This window comes from Collimonas sp. NPDC087041 (assembly GCF_044745265.1).
GTDB lineage: Bacteria > Pseudomonadota > Gammaproteobacteria > Burkholderiales > Burkholderiaceae_D > Collimonas.
In genome coordinates, this window is record NZ_JBIUZX010000001.1 from 321,231 (window position 1) to 338,838 (window position 17,608).

A 17,608-nucleotide genomic window follows, 5' to 3' on the forward strand; every position below is an offset into this window, starting at 1 on the left:
GCTCCGCTAATCTTGGGTAACGCTGAAATTGATAATCCGTCATCCTTGCGAACGTGTGAACGACGGATTTTTGAACTGATTACGCCATGTTATTTACAGCGTTTTCAACAGCCAGGGATTGGCAAGCAGATGATTATTTTCAAATGCTTTAATTTTTTCGGCCTTGCGCAAGCTCAAGGCAATATCGTCAAAGCCATTGAGTAAGCAAAATTTGCGAAATGGATTTACCTCGAAATCGACATTGAATACCCCGTCCGCGCTGATCACTTTTTGTGCTTCAAGATCTATCGTTAATTGTAAGGCCGCTGTGTTCTCATCCTGCGCGAGGGAAAATAATTGCGCTATCTGTGCTTCACTTAAGACGATAGGCAGCAAACCATTTTTAAAGCAGTTGTGAAAAAAGATGTCGGCAAAAGAGGGCGCAATCACGGTGCGGAAACCATATTGCTCCAATGCCCACGGTGCGTGTTCGCGTGAGGAACCACAGCCAAAGTTCTGGCGGGCCAGCAAAATAGATGCACCCTGATAGCGCGGCTGATTGAGTACGAAATCAGGATTCAACGGTCGTTCGGAGCAATCGTCGCCTGGTTCCCCATGATCCAGATAGCGCCACTCATCGAACAGATTTGGACCGAATCCGCTGCGTTTGATGGATTTTAAAAATTGCTTGGGAATGATGGCGTCGGTGTCAACGTTGGCCCGGTCCAAGGGGGCAACCACGCCGGTATGTTGTGTAAATTTTCTCATGGTTTATAGACGCATTTAAAGCCGAACATCGACAAAATGACCCGCAATAGCGGCTGCCGCGGCCATCGCAGGGCTGACCAGATGCGTGCGCCCGCCGGCGCCTTGCCGGCCTTCAAAATTGCGATTGGATGTCGAGGCGCAACGCTCGCCGGGCTGTAACCGATCAGCATTCATCGCCATGCACATCGAACAACCGGGCTCACGCCATTCAAATCCGGCATCGAGAAAGATCTTGTCCAATCCTTCTTTTTCCGCCTGTGCTTTCACCAATCCGGACCCCGGCACCACCATCGCCAGTTTGATGTTGGCGGCACGATGGCGGCCTTGCACAACAGCGGCAGCTGCGCGCAAGTCTTCAATGCGTGAATTGGTGCAAGACCCGATAAATACTTTATCCAGATATATTTCTGTCATCGGCGTGTTGGCTGTTAATCCCATGTAAGCCAACGCTTTTTCCATGCCGTCGCGCTTGGTTGCATCGGCTTCCAAACACGGATCAGGAACACGACCATCGATGGCGACCACCATTTCCGGAGAGGTTCCCCATGTCACTTGCGGTTTGATTTGGCTGGCATCCAGTGTGACCGTGACATCAAAATGCGCACCGTCATCTGAATGCAAATTGCGCCACGCCGCCAGCGCTTGATCCCACAATGCGCCTTCCGGCGCCAATGGCCGGCCCTTCACATAATTGAGTGTGGTCTCGTCGAAAGCAATCATGCCGGCTCGCGCGCCGGCTTCTATCGACATATTGCAAACGGTCATGCGTCCTTCCATCGACAGGGCACGGATGGTCGAACCTGCATATTCAATCGCATAACCGGTACCGCCCGCCGTACCAATTTTGGCGATCACTGCCAGTACGATGTCTTTCGCTGTTGCGCCGTTTGCCAATTCGCCATCGACCTGTACCAACATCAATTTTGATTTGCGCGTCAACAAAGTCTGTGTAACTAAAACATGTTCCACTTCTGATGTGCCGATGCCATGTGCCAGGCAAGCAAAAGCGCCGTGGGTAGAAGTGTGCGAATCGCCACATACCACGGTCATGCCGGGCAAGGTTGCACCTTGCTCAGGTCCGATCACATGTTCTATGCCCTGGCGTCTATCCATCATGCCTAAATAAGTCAGCCCATGAGTCTGCGCATTGCCCGCCAGGGTATCCACCTGCAAGCGTGATATGGGATCGGCGATGCCGTTGCTACGATCAGTAGTAGGGACGTTATGGTCGGCTACCGCAAGGTTGGCGGCAGCGCGCCAGGTAGTGCGGTTTGCTTGCGCAATACCTTCAAAGGCTTGCGGGCTGGAGACTTCGTTGATGATATGGCGATCGATATACAGCAAGCTGGTGCCGTCTTCATCAGTCTCCACTACATGGGCGTCCCATAATTTGTCGTAGAGTGTTTTTGGCATGATGTAAGAATTAAATCCGTGTTGAACGATTTAATCATCATACTGACGGCGAGAAAACGCCAAAAGCAATCACTTGCGATGGCAGGCATCTCTGTTCACGATGCCACCTGTCGCCACTCGCGCGGTGCTGTGTAAGCTCAGTTGCGTACTAGAAAGTTCATCAGCGAAGTTGCTGTTGCGGTCAGCTGTTCCCGATGCCGAAAGATAATAATCAATTGGCGCGCGGCCCATGCATCGTGGATCGGTACCAACCGGACGTCCAGCGTATTGAGGTACATTTCGCCTATCTGTTGCGGCACGACCGCGATGCCCAATCCAACGTGCACCATGCGGCACAAGGCATCCAGGCTGCCCACACGGATCTTGATATTCAGTTTCGATCCGAGATTGAGTGCTTCCTGTGCCAGCAATTGTGTCAGGGCGCTCTCGTCGTCGAGGCCGACAAAATTTTCATTCAGGATATCGCTCAAGCCAACGGTGGTCGCATGACTTAAACCATGGCTACGAGCGACCATCAGGAATAAGCGATCGGTACGATAAGGCAATTGTTCAAATTGTTCAGTACCGGCAATGGCGTTGCAAATACCGATGTCGGCAGTGTTCTCTTGAATGCTGCGCATGACATTGCTGCTGCTTTGTTCTTCCAGATCAATATCGACCTCAGGAAATACACGCTGAAAGGCAGCGATATCCTCAGGCAAAAATTGAACGATGGACGACAGATTGCCTACCAGGCGCACCTTGCCTTTGGTTCCGCTTGAAATGAGCGATAGTTCGGCGCCCATGGCCTCGATGCTGGCAATCACCGCCTGCGCATGCCGCAACACCGTTTCGCCAACGGAAGTGATGGAAATGCCGCGCGATTCGCGATGAATTACTGGCAAGCCGATGATGGCTTCAATCTCTGCGATGCGCCGGCTGATCGCCGATGGCGCAATAAATTCACGCTCCGCCGCTCTGGCGATATTGCGCTCCTGGCAAACAGTCACGAACAGGCGCAATGACGTCAAGTCGATTTTTCGTAATAAATTATTCATTAGTCGGTTCGCAGATGAGTCGTTACGAAAGATGCACTGGCATGTCGCTTATCCGTTGAGGTTGTCCCATCTTGAACGGCTAATGACTGAGCGAAGTCTTGAAACTTCGGCCCTGGCTTGAGAATAAGTTTGCGCTTTGCAGGGTAGATATTGGCACAGAGTTGACGTTCGATGGTGTCTCTATGCCAGCCTTGTTCGTTCAGTATGGTTTAACAAATACGCCCGAAAAGGAAAAGGGCTACAAGTTGAAAACTTGTAACCCTTTGATTTCATTGGTCGGGGCGAGAAGATTCGAACTTCCGACCCCTTGCACCCCATGCAAGTACGCTACCAGGCTGCGCTACGCCCCGACAAGCCTGTTATTATATCAGAGCAAAATTGCTTTGTTCTCAACGCAGTGCCGGGAACGAGTAAAAATTTTTCACCGATTGTCCAGCAGGCTCTGACGGCAGTCCGCCGGCAGCAAGTTGCCGCGATTGACGTGCAGATTCTAGCGACGATCCTCACTACACAATATTCTTATGCCAATTAAAATTAGCCAGCAGTTTGACGCCGGAGCAATTGAAGTCGTGCGCGCCGATGATCCTCAGCAAATCGAATTGAAAATTCGCAGCGATTCGCATGCGGATTTCACGCAATGGTTTTATTTCCGCCTGCAGGGCGCGCGCGACGAGGCGTGCCGGATTCGTTTCCTGAATGCCGGCGCTACCACCTATCCAAAGGGTTGGGAAAACTATCAGGCGGTTGCCAGCTACGACCGCGAGACCTGGTTCCGGGTGCCGACTGAATTCGACGGACAGGTAATGACCATCGAGCATACACCGGATCGCGACAGCGTCTATTACGCCTATTTCGAGCCGTATTCCTGGGAGCGTCACCTGGCGTTGCTGGGTAGCGCTGAAGAGTCGCCGTTGGCGCGAGTAGAGGATATCGGCAGCACGATCGATGGCCGCGACATGAATGTGCTGGTCATTGGCGATCCAGACGCGCCGAAGAAGGTGTGGGTCATCGCGCGCCAACATCCGGGTGAGACCATGGCTGAATGGTTTGTCGATGGCATGGTCGATGCATTGTTGGATCGTTCCGATCCGTTGGCAACCACGCTGATGCAGAAGGCGGTGTTCTACATCGTGCCGAACATGAATCCGGATGGTTCGGTGCGCGGCAATCTGCGTACCAACGCGGCCGGCGCCAACCTGAATCGCGAGTGGATGACGCCGTCTTTGGAGCGCAGCCCGGAAGTGTTTGCGGTGCGTAACAAGATCCACGAAGTCGGCTGCGATCTGTTCCTGGATGTGCATGGCGACGAAGCGTTGCCGTATGTGTTTGTGGCCGGTTCGGAAATGCTGGAAGACTTCAGCCCGCAGCAGGCGCTGGAGCAGCAAAAATTCATCGACGATTTCCAGCGCGCCAGCCCGGATTTCCAGACAGAATTCGGTTATGCGGCCAGCAAGTACAGCGATGATGTGCTGACCTTGGCGTCAAAGTATATCGGCCACACCTTCAAGTGCGTATCGCTGACGCTGGAATTGCCGTTCAAGGACAATGCCAACCTGCCTGATCTCGAAACCGGTTGGGATGGCGCACGCAGCGCGCGCCTGGGTGCGGTGGTGTTGCAGCCGATACTGCGGGCTTTCTCTTAAGCTGACTGAGCAGGTTTCATGCGCTGCATAGAGCGGCGCATGACCCTGTTTCGGCCCTGATTGCCGGGCCAACCGATCTCTTCAATGAAAATGCGCTGACCCTGTCGGCGCATCCTCTGGCATCTCCGGATGTGCCAGGTCGCCTTCGCGATCCGGGTACAGCGGCGTGCCGCAATCATCGCAGAATTCCATCGCATACAGGCCGGCATGGCGCTGGATGTCGTCGATGCCGCACTCACGCAGCAGGGCCAGGATCTGTTCCAGCGGCGTTTCGGCTTCGGCGGTTGCCGGGTCGGCATCACTGCTGCGCACGATGACATCTTCATTGGCTTCTTCCGGGCCATACAGCGGCCACACGACGCCGTAGATCACTTCGTTAGTCTGGCCCAGCGAGAAGCCGATCCGGTATTCATCGACCCGGCCGCTCTCCGGCTGTTCGCTGAAGCGGCCGATGCTGGCATGCAGGTCCTTCGATGCGATTTCCAGGGTGTGGGTCAGGTAATAGCTGGCGGCGCGCAGCGAGGCCGGGCGAATTTGCAGATCGGCTTCGCGGCAGGCTGAAAAATAGGCTTCCGGCAGTAGCAGTTGGACACCGCAACCCGGCAGCAGGCGCGTCAGGTTGGGCGTCATCTGGTTGCGCCATTGTTCCAACGCCTGTTCCTGGTCGGCCGCGATGTGGCCGGCGTGGCCGTGCGCCAGCTGCCAGCGGAATAGCGGCATGCCGGTCGGGACCACCAGCGCCGCCAGCACATAGCGGGTATCTGCCAGGAACGGTGCAGTTGGCGGTGGATTGGCAGGACTGCGCACCGGCACTGCGCTCAGCGCCGCATGCGCCAGCTGATGCAACAATGCGTAAGTGTCGGAATGGCTACGCGGCAATTGGTCGATCGCGTACAGCGTTGGTACGATTCCCGTCAGCACTTCCGGCGCCAGGATATGGGCATGCAGATGGGCGCTGAGCGTCGTCATCACGTCGGCCGGAATCGGGCCGGAGCCAATCGAGAAACGGGTCCACGCCAGTAACGGTATGCCAATCAACAGGCAATCGTATTGCTTGCCCTGATACTCGATGCTGCTCGATTCGCTGCAGGCTTCGACCACATCCATCAACGCATCGTAGGCATCGGGCTGGGTCGGAAACAGTTGTTCCAGCGCGCCGTCGATAGGTTCCTGGTGGTGCGCCTTGAAGTGCTTGTTGAGCAAGGCTTCGATATCACGTTCCCATGAGCGTTCTTCGAGACGGCTGGAGGCTTGTGTCAATGCCTGCGCCAGTTCGGCCAGGCGATGGCTGTCAGTGGAAAATTTACGGGACGGTTTTTTTGACGGGCGGCGCATAGTAGATAGAGTAGGGGGCTGACAACAGGGAACCTCGAAAACCTACTGCACGCTGCAATCTCGGCACTGCGATGCTCGCCGTACTCTTGTACGGCTGCGCTTCTCCTGTCGACCTTGCAACGTTCGCTACGGTTTTTTGAGGTCCCCAACATAGTCGAATTCTTACTGCGCGACCGTAGCAGATGCGCATTGCGCATCCGATGGCATCAGCGGGCAACTGAGATGCTCACATATTCGTCTATTTAAATATGCTCCGCTTTTCTGCGCTGCCTTCTGGCCTACGACCGCTTGCTGAGAGTTTCAACGACTCTGAGGCAGGAAGACTGCAAGTTTGTATTGTAGTGGATTTCTGCGCGCGGGCCGCAGAAATGCAAAACGCCGGCAATGCCGGCGCTTGTCATTCCATCCAGATTATTTGCAAACTACTTGCAACTGACCGCCTGGCGCCATCCCGTGCAGCAGATGGCGCCAGGCCGGCCGGTTGTTATGCTGCCAGCAACTGGCGCAGCACGAACGGCAGGATACCGCCGTGTTTGTAGTAATCAACTTCGATCGGTGTATCGATACGCAGCAGTACCTTGACTTCCTTGGTTTCGCCGTTGGCGCGATGGATCACCAGGGTAGCGTCTTGCTGTGGCTTGATTTCGCCGTCGATGCCCTTCAGGTCGAAGGTTTCATTGCCGGTGATGCCCAGGGTTTGCACGCTGTCGGTACCGATGAATTGCAGTGGCAACACGCCCATGCCGACCAGGTTGGAACGGTGGATACGCTCGAACGAACGCGCAAACACGGCCTTCACGCCCAGCAGTTGAGTGCCCTTGGCTGCCCAGTCGCGCGACGAACCTGTACCGTACTCTTCACCAGCAAACACCATGGTTGGCACGCCATCCTTGATGTATTGCATTGCTGCGTCGTAGATCGATGTTTCTTCGCCGGTAGGCTGGAACAGGGTGATGCCGCCTTCGACACGCGAACCGTCCGGTGTTGCCGGGATCATCAGGTTCTTGATACGAACGTTGGCGAACGTACCGCGCATCATGATTTCATGATTGCCGCGACGCGAACCGTAGGAGTTGAAGTCTGCCTTCAGCACGCCGTTGGCGATCAACCATTTACCCGCTGGGCTGGATTCCTTGATGGAGCCGGCTGGCGAGATGTGGTCGGTAGTGATCGAATCGCCGAACACGCCCAGTGCACGCGCACCGGTGATGCCGGTTGCAGCTGCCTTCGGCACCATGGTGAAGTCCTGGAAGAACGGTGGCTCAGCGATGTAAGTCGATTTCGGCCAGTTGTAGACTTCGCCGCCGGCGACGCCCTTGATGGCTTCCCACAGCTTGCCTGGTGCGCCCTTGACGTCAGCGTAGTTGGCTTTGAAGGTCTTGGCGTTCATCGCAAACTTCATCAGCTTGGCGACTTCTTGCGAAGTTGGCCAGATGTCGCCCAGATAGATATCCTTGCCGCCCTTGCCCTTGCCGACAGGTTCGGTCATCAGGTCGCGCGTCATGTTGCCGGCGATTGCGTAAGCAACAACCAACGGTGGCGAAGCCAGGAAGTTGGAGCGAATGTTCGGGTGGATCCGCGCTTCGAAGTTACGGTTACCGGACAATACAGCTGATGCCACTACGTCGTTCTTGACAATGGCTTCGTTCATGGCTGGTGTCAGGTCGCCGGCGTTACCGATACAGGTTGTGCAACCATAGGCAGTGACGCCGAAGCCGAGCTTTTCCAGGTACGGCAGCAGGCCAGCCGCTTCCAGGTACTCGGTAACCACGCGCGAGCCAGGGGCCAGCGAAGTCTTGATGTGCGCAGGCACCTTGAGGCCGGCTTCAACTGCTTTCTTGGCCAGCAAACCAGCCGCCAGCATGACGCTTGGGTTGGATGTGTTGGTGCAAGAAGTGATGGCAGCGATCAGGACGTCGCCGTTCTGCAGCTTGACGCCGTCAGCGTTGGTGTAAGTCGCATCCAGATCTTCGGCTTTCTTGTTGAAGCCGTTTTCTGCGATAGGCTTGCTGAACAATTCTGCGAAGTTGGCTTTGACATGACCGATTTCGATACGGTCTTGCGGACGCTTTGGACCTGCCAGCGACGGTGCAACTGTGCCCAGGTCGAGTTCGACGACAGTGGTGTAGTCGATGTCGCCGGCCTTTGGAATGCCGTACAGGTTTTGCGCCTTGAAGTAACCGGCGAATGCGTCGATTTCCGCTTTGCTGCGGCCAGTGCCCTGGAAGTATTCAATAGTCGCATCGTCAACTGGGAAGAAGCCCATGGTGGCGCCGTATTCAGGCGCCATGTTGGCGATGGTGGCGCGGTCGGTCAGGCTCAGCGAGGCAGTGCCTTCGCCGAAGAACTCGACGAACTTGCCGACGACTTTTGCTTTGCGCAGCAGTTCGGTGATGGTCAGCACCAGGTCGGTTGCAGTAACGCCTTCGCGCAGCTGGCCGGTCAGGTTGACGCCGACTACGTCAGGTGTCAGGAAGTAAACCGGTTGGCCCAGCATGCCGGCTTCCGCCTCAATGCCGCCCACGCCCCAGCCGACTACGCCGATGCCGTTGATCATGGTGGTGTGCGAGTCAGTGCCGACCAGAGTGTCCGGATAGTAGACCGAATCCTTCTTGTGGACGCCGCGCGCCAGGTATTCCAGGTTGACCTGGTGGACGATGCCGAAGCCAGGAGGCACGACGCCGAATGTGTCGAATGCCTGCATGCCCCATTTCATGAACTGGTAGCGCTCGTTGTTGCGCTGGAATTCCAGTTTCATGTTCAGGTCGAGTGCTTTCTTTTCACGGAAATGGTCGATCTGCACCGAGTGGTCGACAACCAGGTCAACCGGCACCAGCGGCTCGATGTTCTTGGCGTTCTTGCCCAGCGAAGCGGCGACGTTGCGCATGGCGGCCAGGTCGGCCAGCAGCGGTACGCCGGTAAAGTCTTGCAGCACGACGCGCGCTACGACGAAAGGGATTTCGTCGGTACGGGCTGCGTTGGCGCCCCAGGCGGCCAATTGCTTGACGTGCTCTTCAGTGACCTTCTTGCCGTCGCAGTTACGCAGGACGGATTCCAGCACGATACGGATCGACACTGGCAGGCGCGAGATGTTGATGCCGAGTTTTTTCTCCAGCGCAGGCAAGGAATAGAACTTGCCTTTCTTGGAATCGGAAATCTTGAATTCCTTGAGTGTGTTCAATGTGTTGCGGGACATGATTTCTCCTTAATTTACAAACTGTTTGCCGGATCGGCAGGGGCCGCAGCCGGAAGCTGTTCTTGTGCCGGGGACTTGCATTCGTTAGCCAGTTGCTGGCCCTTTTTTGAATCAAGCAAAATGCCCTTGGCCGGGATGCCGATCCACAGCAGGCCGTATTTGCGGTTTTCAAAGCGGTTGGCGCCGGTGGTGGTCGGCACGCGGGTCAGGCGATGCAGGGCTTTGCCCCAACGCAGCGCGATGTGCTTGTCGTCTTCGGCGTTGGTGTAGATGGTCAGGTTGTTGCCCAGTTCGCAGTGGTAGTCGACCGCGGTGGATGTCTTGATGTCTGGCGTGCCTTCATCTTCGCCGTCATCGACTTCTGCAGGAGCAGCCTTGGGAGCGGCTTTCTTGACAGCCTTCTTGGTTGTTTTCTTGGTGGTAGTGCTGGTTTGCGCCTGCACTTGCGGTGCGGCGACGGCCAGGCTGGCGCACAGCAGTACTAAAATGGACAGACTCTTTTTCATTTCCAATGCTCCGTAGTGCTCTTGCCATACTGCTTATCAGTCGGCAGGATGCGGTTATAACAAGGTTGTTGCGATTTCAGGTACTGCGATGCCGCTGCTTTTGGCGCGCTGCAGGACTGTCCAGTAATAACGATAACTGGCGCGGTCATGCAAGATGCCGTGATGCTGTATTGGTCCCCATGCGGCGTGCTGCGCTGCATGCAGGATCTGTGCCGCCTCGGTAATCTCCGAGAGTGGCGGGGTAAAGGCTTGCACGATAGCCCGGATCTGTTGCGGATGGATGCTCCACATCCGGGTATAGCCGAATTCGCTCCTGGCTTGCTGCGCATCGGCGGCGACGGTCGCCGTGTCCTTGATGTCGGTCGTGACGTTATGCGACGGCACTTTGCCGTGTGCATGGCAGGCGGCGGCAATTTCCAGCTTGGCGCGGGTCACCAGCGGATGGCTGAACTGTCCCGGCGAGCGCATTGCATCGCTGGGGATGGCGCCGTAATGTGCCGAAACGAAATCCATGATGCCAAACGACAGCGATTGCACCTGGGGTAGCGCGGCGATGGCGAATACGTCAGCCAGCGCGCCATGCGTTTCGATCAGTACGTGGACCGGGAGTGCTTGCCGTCCGGCCTGGTTGGCATGATGATTGATCAGGTCGATGGCGCTGCGCACTTCGCCGACGCTTTCGGCCTTGGGCAGCATCATGTAAGCCAGCCGGCTGGCTGCGCCCTGGCAGATGATCTGGATGTCTTGTTCGAAAAAACTGCTGCCGATGTCATGTACGCGAGCGCCGATGCGCTCAAAGCGATTCTCTGTACCGGCAATGATGCTGGCCACCAGTTGTGCATGCGCTGCTTCGTTGCCTGCACTGGCGCCATCTTCGCAGTCGAAAGTGATATCGAATACGGGGCCTAGTTCCTGTTGCAGCAGGAGCGATTTACGCATGAGCTTTTCAGCGCCGGCGTAATGATCGCAGACCGGTAGCGATACCGGTTGCTGCTTGCCTAGGAATAAGACCTCGGTAGGATGCATTGCGAAATTTCTAATAATTACAGATCGGTATCAACCGTAGGGTGGGCGCACAGCACCCACGCATGAACCAGATAACCGGGGTACATGCCGACGTGGCATGGAAAACGGCTGGCAAGCGCGTTAATGCAGTTCACGCGTGGGCGCCGTACGCCCACCCTACGTCGCTTGCCGGCCTGTGGGTCAGTATTAGCCGACCAGGTGTTTCACGCCATCACGCTCTTCTTGCAGTTCTTTCAGCGTGATGTTGATGCGCTCTTGCGAGAACTCATCGATTTCCAGGCCCTGGACGATTTTGTATTCGCCGTTTTCAGTAGTGACCGGGAAGCCGAACATGGTGCCTTCAGGGATGCCGTAGGAGCCATCCGACGGTACGCCCATGGTGGTCCACTTGCCGTTGGTGCCCAGGACCCAGTCGCGGACATGGTCAATCGCCGCATTGGCTGCCGATGCTGCCGACGACAGGCCGCGCGCTTCAATGATGGCTGCGCCGCGCTTGCCGACTGTTGGCAGGAATACGTCCTTGTTCCAGACCTGGTCGTTGATCAGGTCCTTGACCGATGCGCCGTCAGCTGTTGCATAGCGGTAGTCAGCGTACATGGTTGGCGAGTGGTTGCCCCATACGAACAGCTTTTCGATCGCAGCAACCGGCTTGCCGATCTTGGCCGCAACTTGCGACAAGGCGCGGTTGTGGTCCAGGCGCAGCATGGCGGTGAAGTTCTTGGCTGGCAGGTTTGGCGCCGATTTCATGGCGATGTAAGCGTTGGTGTTGGCTGGGTTGCCGACCACCAGTACCTTGACATTGCGCGAAGCGACGGCGTCGAGTGCCTTGCCTTGTACGGTGAAGATCTGTGCATTGGCTTCCAGCAGGTCCTTGCGTTCCATGCCTGGGCCGCGTGGGCGTGCGCCAACCAGCAGGGCAACATCGGCATCCTTGAATGCAGTCAGCGGATCGCTGTGGGCGGTGATGCCGGCCAGCAGTGGGAATGCGCAATCGTCAACTTCCATGATCACGCCTTTCAGCGCTTTTTGTGCTTTCTCGTCAGGGATTTCGAGCAATTGCAAGATGACCGGTTGGTCTTTGCCGAGCAGGTCGCCGTTGGCGATGCGGAACAGCAGGGAGTAACCGATTTGACCAGCGGCGCCGGTTACGGCAACGCGCATAGGGGATTTAGCCATGTTGAATCTCCAGAGAGGTGATGGAAAGCGATATCTAATTAATCAATGCACGACTGAGTAATGCACGACAGAGCGCAGGAGCCAACGCAGCGTGGCGAATTACCCTGTCAACAACCGTTTGGACAAAGCGGTCGAATTGCAAAAAGCCCAGTTAACTATAAAAAGCGTGACGCAAAATTGGTAACGTAATGCGGAACCTCTAATAATACCGGCGAAAGCCTCGCTCGTCAGTTTGTTTCGCGCCGATTTGATCTGCAGGAAATCGGGCATTGCATCCCAGGCATGAAAATCGTTTGCGGCGACGGCGAGTAAATTCTGGTACTGTTTATGCCCGCGAGTTTAGGCCTGTGGTCATGGGATGTCAATCGATATCTTATGTCTTATATAAGACATATCATTGCTTATTTTTTGCTGGACGGAAGCATGGGTTTTATGGTGAAATCTGAGGTTATGAGTTCCATCCCGTCCAATGTGAGTAGCAGCGACCCAGCCGGCCAGAGCGCCGCTGTCCCCGGAGCGTCTCCGACGTTCAGTCCGCTCTACCAGCAAATCAAGGCGTTGATCATGCAGCGCCTGCAATCCGGCGAGTGGAAGCCGGGCGAATTGATCCCCAGTGAAGTCGAGCTTGGCAACCGTTTCAAGGTCAGCCAGGGCACAGTGCGCAAGGCGATCGACGAGCTGGCAGCGGAAAACCTGCTGGTACGGCGCCAAGGCAAGGGAACCTTCGTTGCGACCCATCACGAGGCGCGCTCGCAGTTTCGCTTCCTGCGCCTGATGCCGGATAGCGATCAGCCACAAACCACCGATAAAAAAGTCATCGAGCTGAAGCGCTTGCGCGCGCCGGCGGAAATCGCACGTCTGCTCGGCATGAAATCGGGCGATTCGGTCGTCTATGTCAAACGTGTGTTGGCGTTTGACGGCGTGCCGACGATTCTCGAAGAGTTGTGGTTGCCGGGAGCGTTGTTCAAGACGCTGACGCTGGAGCGTCTGGCTGAATACAAAGGGCCAATGTACGGTTTGTTCGAAACCGAATTCGGCACGCGCATGATTCGCGCCACCGAGCAGATCCGCGCTGCCAGCGCTGATGGCGATGCGGCTGAGTTGCTGGCGGTTGAAAAGTCGTCGCCGTTGCTGTGTGTGGAGCGCGTGTCCTTTACCTATGGCGACAAGCCGGTAGAAGTACGGCGCGGGCTATATGTGACCAATCGCCATCACTACCAGAACGAATTGAGTTGAATTGAATTTTGAGTGCGCGTAACGGCGCACTATTGCGTTGGCCGCAATTGGTCATTGCAATTTGAAAGGTGGGCAGGTTTAGGTTTGCTCACATGGCGGCGCCGGAAGGGCAGTCCGGAGCGCGCCAATGGCGTCTGGCGGCAAGTTTGACGAGAAGTAGGGTGCCGATGGTGGTGATTATTCCTGATATTGAATAATAACTATTGGTGTGCTGCACAAAAATCGGCGAAAATTGCGGGATTGCACTTGCAGTAAATTTTTAAACTGAGGAGAACCCTGTTATGTCTGAAGCCGCGAAGCCCAATCGGCCACAGTTTCGTAATATTCACATTACCCAACTTGGCAGCTACCGCTTGCCGTTGGCCGGCCTAGTTTCTTTTTTGCATCGCGTTAGTGGCCTGCTGATGTTTTTGCTCCTGCCTTTCATCCTGTTCTTGCTGGACAAGAGCCTGGTATCTGAAACTTCCTTCGACTACTTCAAGGGTTTCACCTCGAACTGGTTCGTCAAGCTCGTCATCCTGGCCTTGTCGTGGGCCTATCTGCACCATTTCTGCGCCGGCATCCGCCACCTCATCATGGATAACCACATTGGCCTGGACAAGGTCAGCGCGCGCAAATCGGCTGTGGGCGTACTGGTGATCAGCGTGCCGCTGGCGCTGATCGTTGCATTGAAACTGTTCGGAGCATTCTAAATGGCAGATAACAACAATATCGGAGCCAAGCGCCTGGTCGTTGGCGCCCATTACGGCTTGAGAGACTGGCTGGCACAACGCCTGACAGCCGTCGTCATGGCAATCTATACCGTCATCCTGCTGGTGTGCTTCCTGACCGCCAGCAACTTCAGCTATGACGGCTGGGCAGGACTGTTTTCACATCAGTGGTTCAAGCTGGTCACATTCGTGGCGCTGATGTCGCTGTTTTTTCATGCATGGATTGGCGTGCGTGACATCTGGATGGATTACGTCAAGCCAGTCGGTATCCGACTGTTCTTGCAAGTTGCCACAATCCTGTGGTTGGTCGCTTGTGCCGGATATGCGGCGCAGATTTTGTGGAGAGTGTAATCGTGGCTGCTATCAAATCCACAATTCCTACACGCCGCTTTGATGCGGTAATCGTTGGTGCCGGCGGTTCCGGTATGCGTGCTTCGCTGCAGTTGGCTGAAGCTGGTTTGAACGTTGCCGTGCTGTCGAAGGTGTTTCCTACCCGTTCGCACACCGTTGCTGCGCAGGGCGGTATTGGCGCCTCGCTCGGTAACATGTCGGAAGACAGCTGGTACTGGCACATGTTCGACACCGTCAAGGGCTCGGATTACCTGGGTGACCAGGACGCGATCGAATTCATGTGTCGCGAAGCGCCTAAGGCTGTGTATGAGCTGGAACACTTCGGCATGCCGTTCGACCGTAACGCCGACGGCACTATTTACCAACGTCCGTTCGGTGGCCACTCGGCCAACTTCGGCGAAAAGCCTGTTGCCCGCGCTTGCGCAGCTGCCGACCGTACCGGTCACGCGCTGTTGCATACGCTGTACCAACGCAACGTGCGCGCCAAGACCCACTTCTTCGTTGAGTGGATGGCGATCGATCTGGTGCGCGATGCCGAAGGCGACGTTATCGGCGTGGTTGCGCTGGAAATGGAAACCGGCGATGTCATGATCCTGGAAGCCAAAACCACGGTCATGGCGACCGGCGGTGCAGGGCGTATCTGGGCGGCTTCGACCAATGCCTTCATCAACACCGGCGACGGCATGGGCATGGCGGCACGCGCAGGCTTGCCGCTGGAAGACATGGAATTCTGGCAGTTCCACCCAACCGGCGTAGCCGGTGCGGGCGTGCTGATCACTGAAGGCGTGCGCGGCGAAGGCGGTATCCTGATCAATGCCAACGGCGAACGTTTCATGGAGCGCTATGCGCCAACCCTGAAGGATCTGGCGCCACGCGACTTCGTTTCGCGTTCGATGGACCAGGAAATCAAGGAAGGTCGCGGTTGCGGTCCGCACAAGGATCACGTGATGCTGGATCTGCGCCACATTGGTGCTGAAACCATCATGAAGCGTCTGCCATCGATCCTGGAAATCGGTCACAAGTTCGCCAACGTCGATGCGTTGAAAGAGCCGATCCCGGTCGTGCCGACCATCCACTATCAAATGGGCGGTATTCCTACCAACGTCTACGGCCAGGTTGTGGTGCCAAAGAACGGTATCCCGAATGCCGTCGTCAACGGCCTGTACGCAATCGGCGAATGCGCCTGCGTATCGGTTCATGGCGCCAACCGCCTTGGTACCAATTCGTTGCTGGATCTGGTGGTGTTCGGCCGCGCTGCCGGCAATCACATTGTCGACAGCAAGCTCAAGGAGCGCAGCAACAAGGCATTGCCGGCAGATGCAGCCGACGTTGCCCTGGCGCGTCTGGCCAAGCTGGAAAGCAGCACTGGCTCGGAGCGTGTCCAAGACGTCGCCGGCGATATCCGCAAGACCATGCAGCACTATTGCGGCGTGTTCCGTACCGACGAGTTGCTGCAGCAAGGCTACAAGGAAATCATGGTCCTGGATGAGCGTCGCAAGCATGTCGCGTTCAAGGACAAGTCCAAGGTGTTCAACACTGCACGTGTTGAGGCGCTGGAACTGGATAACCTGATCGAAACTGCGAAGGCCACTATTACTTCGGCTGCAGCTCGTAAAGAATCGCGCGGTGCGCATGCACATCGCGATTACGAAAAGCGTGATGACGAAAACTGGATGAAGCACACCTTGTGGTACTCCGAAGGTAATCGTCTTGACTACAAGCCAGTGGTTACCAAGCCGCTGACAGTTGATACGTTCAAGCCAAAGCCACGCACGTTCTAACTCGTTGCGGGACAGAGTTTAAGAGGCGCCGCAGCGCGACGAATTACTCTGTCCTCAACTGATCAGATTAGACGTGTAAATTGCAAAGAAAAGTATTTGTTGGGCAGGGTTGAAGAGTTGAAGCCGTTCAATGACCCGATCCGACATTTAAACAAGAGGTATAGCCATGTCATCACGTACTTTGAAATTCAAAATCTACCGTTACGATCCTGATAAGGACGCCAAGCCTTACATGCAGGACCTGACAGTGGAACTGCTGCCAACCGACAAGATGCTGCTCGATGCATTGCAACGCATCAAGGCCGATGTCGACGATTCGCTGGCGCTGCGCCGCTCCTGCCGTGAAGGCGTGTGCGGTTCCGATGCGATGAACATCAACGGCAAGAACGGTCTGGCGTGCACCACCAACCTGAACGAACTGACCGAACCTATCGTCTTGAAACCATTGCCAGGCCTGCCGGTGATCCGCGACCTGATCGTCGACATGACGCAATTCTTCAAGCAATACGATTCGATCAAGCCGTTCCTGATCAACGACAACATCCCGCCGGAAAAAGAGCGCCTGCAATCGCCTGAACAGCGCGAAGAGCTGGATGGCCTGTACGAGTGCATCCTGTGCGCTTGCTGCTCGACTTCCTGCCCATCGTTCTGGTGGAATCCGGATAAGTTCGTCGGTCCGGCCGGTCTGCTGCAAGCCTACCGCTTCATCGCCGACAGCCGCGACGAAGCGACTGGCGCGCGTCTGGACAACCTGGAAGATCCGTATCGCCTGTTCCGTTGCCGTTCGATCATGAACTGCGTCGATGTCTGTCCTAAGGGTCTGAACCCGAATGCAGCGATCGGCAAAATCAAGGAATTGATGGTTCGCCGAGCAGTATAAAAGTAGCCCTAATACCCTACTGCGCGGCTCAATCTCTGGTCTGCGATGCTCGCTGTACTAGAGTACAGCTCCGCTTCTCGACCAGACCTTGAGCCAAGTCAGCGTAGCTGAGGCTACGGGTCTTAGGGCTACCGATGCGCCGGAGGAGGGGGGGGGGAGTCTTTTTTTCCCTGGTTTTAGAACTGTTCGTCGACAGCGGCGAACAGCGATATCAAATAGAATAAGTGGTTCACATGTCTATCACTCATCAAGCCGATCCTGCAAACCGAGCCCGACTGCGCTGGCGTGCGAGACGTGGTCTGCTTGAAAACGATTTGATATTGACCCGGTTCCTGGATGCACACGAAGCCAGCATGACGGATGACGATGTCGACGCTTTTACGCGCCTGATGGAGCTATCCGACAATGAACTAATGGATTTGCTGCTAGTCCGTAAAGAACCGGACGGCTTGCTGGATTTGCCGCAAGTGCATGCCTTGTTAGCCAGAATACGCACTGCTTAAGCTTGTGTCTTCACAGGCGGCGACGGCCGCTGAAGATGTTGGGCAGCTTGCAAACGCGTCTTTTGTTT

Annotated in this window: 15 protein-coding genes and 1 tRNA gene; 7 read left to right on the forward strand and 9 right to left on the reverse strand. The window is 55.9% G+C overall.

Annotated features, from left to right (window positions below; genetic code table 11):
- Positions 1 to 93: 93 nt before the first annotated feature.
- The 4 genes from leuD to ACIPF8_RS01440 form a co-directional block, all read right to left on the reverse strand.
- Positions 94 to 747, reverse strand: a complete 654-nt coding sequence (gene leuD / locus ACIPF8_RS01425) for a 3-isopropylmalate dehydratase small subunit (RefSeq protein ID WP_400416711.1) — start codon at positions 745 to 747, stop codon at positions 94 to 96.
- 15 nt (positions 748 to 762) lie between these two features.
- On the reverse strand, positions 763 to 2,160 hold the full coding sequence (leuC, locus tag ACIPF8_RS01430) for a 3-isopropylmalate dehydratase large subunit (RefSeq protein ID WP_400416713.1): 1,398 nt from the start codon (positions 2,158 to 2,160) through the stop codon (positions 763 to 765).
- A 137-nt stretch (positions 2,161 to 2,297) separates the two neighbouring features.
- Entirely contained in the window at positions 2,298 to 3,197 is a 900-nt protein-coding gene (locus tag ACIPF8_RS01435; RefSeq protein WP_400416714.1) for a LysR family transcriptional regulator, read from the reverse strand.
- 273 nt (positions 3,198 to 3,470) lie between these two features.
- A tRNA-Pro gene (locus ACIPF8_RS01440) sits at positions 3,471 to 3,547 on the reverse strand.
- 171 nt (positions 3,548 to 3,718) lie between these two features.
- Here ACIPF8_RS01440 and ACIPF8_RS01445 point away from each other — a divergent pair.
- Positions 3,719 to 4,840 carry a M14-type cytosolic carboxypeptidase gene (locus ACIPF8_RS01445; protein ID WP_400416715.1) on the forward strand — a complete coding sequence of 374 codons (1,122 nt, stop codon included), beginning with the start codon at positions 3,719 to 3,721 and terminating at the stop codon, positions 4,838 to 4,840.
- Positions 4,841 to 4,921: 81 nt separating this feature from the next.
- Here the strand turns inward: ACIPF8_RS01445 and ACIPF8_RS01450 are convergent, their stop codons facing one another.
- The 5 genes from ACIPF8_RS01450 to ACIPF8_RS01470 form a co-directional block, all read right to left on the reverse strand.
- Entirely contained in the window at positions 4,922 to 6,175 is a 1,254-nt protein-coding gene (locus tag ACIPF8_RS01450; protein WP_400416716.1) for a DUF2863 family protein, read from the reverse strand.
- A gap of 484 nt (positions 6,176 to 6,659) precedes the next feature.
- On the reverse strand, positions 6,660 to 9,371 hold the full coding sequence (acnA, locus tag ACIPF8_RS01455) for an aconitate hydratase AcnA (RefSeq protein WP_061533671.1): 2,712 nt from the start codon (positions 9,369 to 9,371) through the stop codon (positions 6,660 to 6,662).
- A gap of 14 nt (positions 9,372 to 9,385) precedes the next feature.
- Positions 9,386 to 9,877: a hypothetical protein gene (locus ACIPF8_RS01460; RefSeq protein ID WP_400416717.1), complete on the reverse strand. Its 492-nt coding sequence runs from the start codon at positions 9,875 to 9,877 to the stop codon at positions 9,386 to 9,388.
- 54 nt (positions 9,878 to 9,931) lie between these two features.
- Positions 9,932 to 10,903 carry an HpcH/HpaI aldolase/citrate lyase family protein gene (locus tag ACIPF8_RS01465; protein ID WP_400416718.1) on the reverse strand — a complete coding sequence of 324 codons (972 nt, stop codon included), beginning with the start codon at positions 10,901 to 10,903 and terminating at the stop codon, positions 9,932 to 9,934.
- A gap of 186 nt (positions 10,904 to 11,089) precedes the next feature.
- A complete protein-coding gene (locus ACIPF8_RS01470) occupies positions 11,090 to 12,079 on the reverse strand; it encodes a malate dehydrogenase (RefSeq protein ID WP_400416719.1) in 990 nt (329 codons plus the stop codon).
- 450 nt (positions 12,080 to 12,529) lie between these two features.
- On the opposite strand from ACIPF8_RS01470, the gene ACIPF8_RS01475 reads away from it, so the two are divergent.
- The 6 genes from ACIPF8_RS01475 to ACIPF8_RS01500 all read left to right on the forward strand — a co-directional run bounded on the left by ACIPF8_RS01475 (position 12,530) and on the right by ACIPF8_RS01500 (position 17,540).
- Complete coding sequence (locus ACIPF8_RS01475) at positions 12,530 to 13,315, forward strand: GntR family transcriptional regulator (RefSeq protein ID WP_400416720.1); 786 nt, start codon at positions 12,530 to 12,532, stop codon at positions 13,313 to 13,315.
- Between the two features lie 281 nt (positions 13,316 to 13,596).
- On the forward strand, positions 13,597 to 14,007 hold the full coding sequence (gene sdhC, locus ACIPF8_RS01480; RefSeq protein WP_400416721.1) for a succinate dehydrogenase, cytochrome b556 subunit: 411 nt from the start codon (positions 13,597 to 13,599) through the stop codon (positions 14,005 to 14,007).
- Positions 14,008 to 14,376, forward strand: coding sequence for a succinate dehydrogenase, hydrophobic membrane anchor protein (sdhD, locus tag ACIPF8_RS01485; protein WP_400416722.1), 369 nt, complete (start codon positions 14,008 to 14,010; stop codon positions 14,374 to 14,376). It begins immediately after the preceding gene.
- A 2-nt stretch (positions 14,377 to 14,378) separates the two neighbouring features.
- Positions 14,379 to 16,157: a succinate dehydrogenase flavoprotein subunit gene (sdhA, locus tag ACIPF8_RS01490; RefSeq protein WP_400416723.1), complete on the forward strand. Its 1,779-nt coding sequence runs from the start codon at positions 14,379 to 14,381 to the stop codon at positions 16,155 to 16,157.
- Between the two features lie 166 nt (positions 16,158 to 16,323).
- Entirely contained in the window at positions 16,324 to 17,037 is a 714-nt protein-coding gene (locus ACIPF8_RS01495; RefSeq protein ID WP_400416724.1) for a succinate dehydrogenase iron-sulfur subunit, read from the forward strand.
- A 233-nt stretch (positions 17,038 to 17,270) separates the two neighbouring features.
- A complete protein-coding gene (locus ACIPF8_RS01500) occupies positions 17,271 to 17,540 on the forward strand; it encodes a succinate dehydrogenase assembly factor 2 (protein WP_400416725.1) in 270 nt (89 codons plus the stop codon).
- Positions 17,541 to 17,608: the final 68 nt, after the last annotated feature.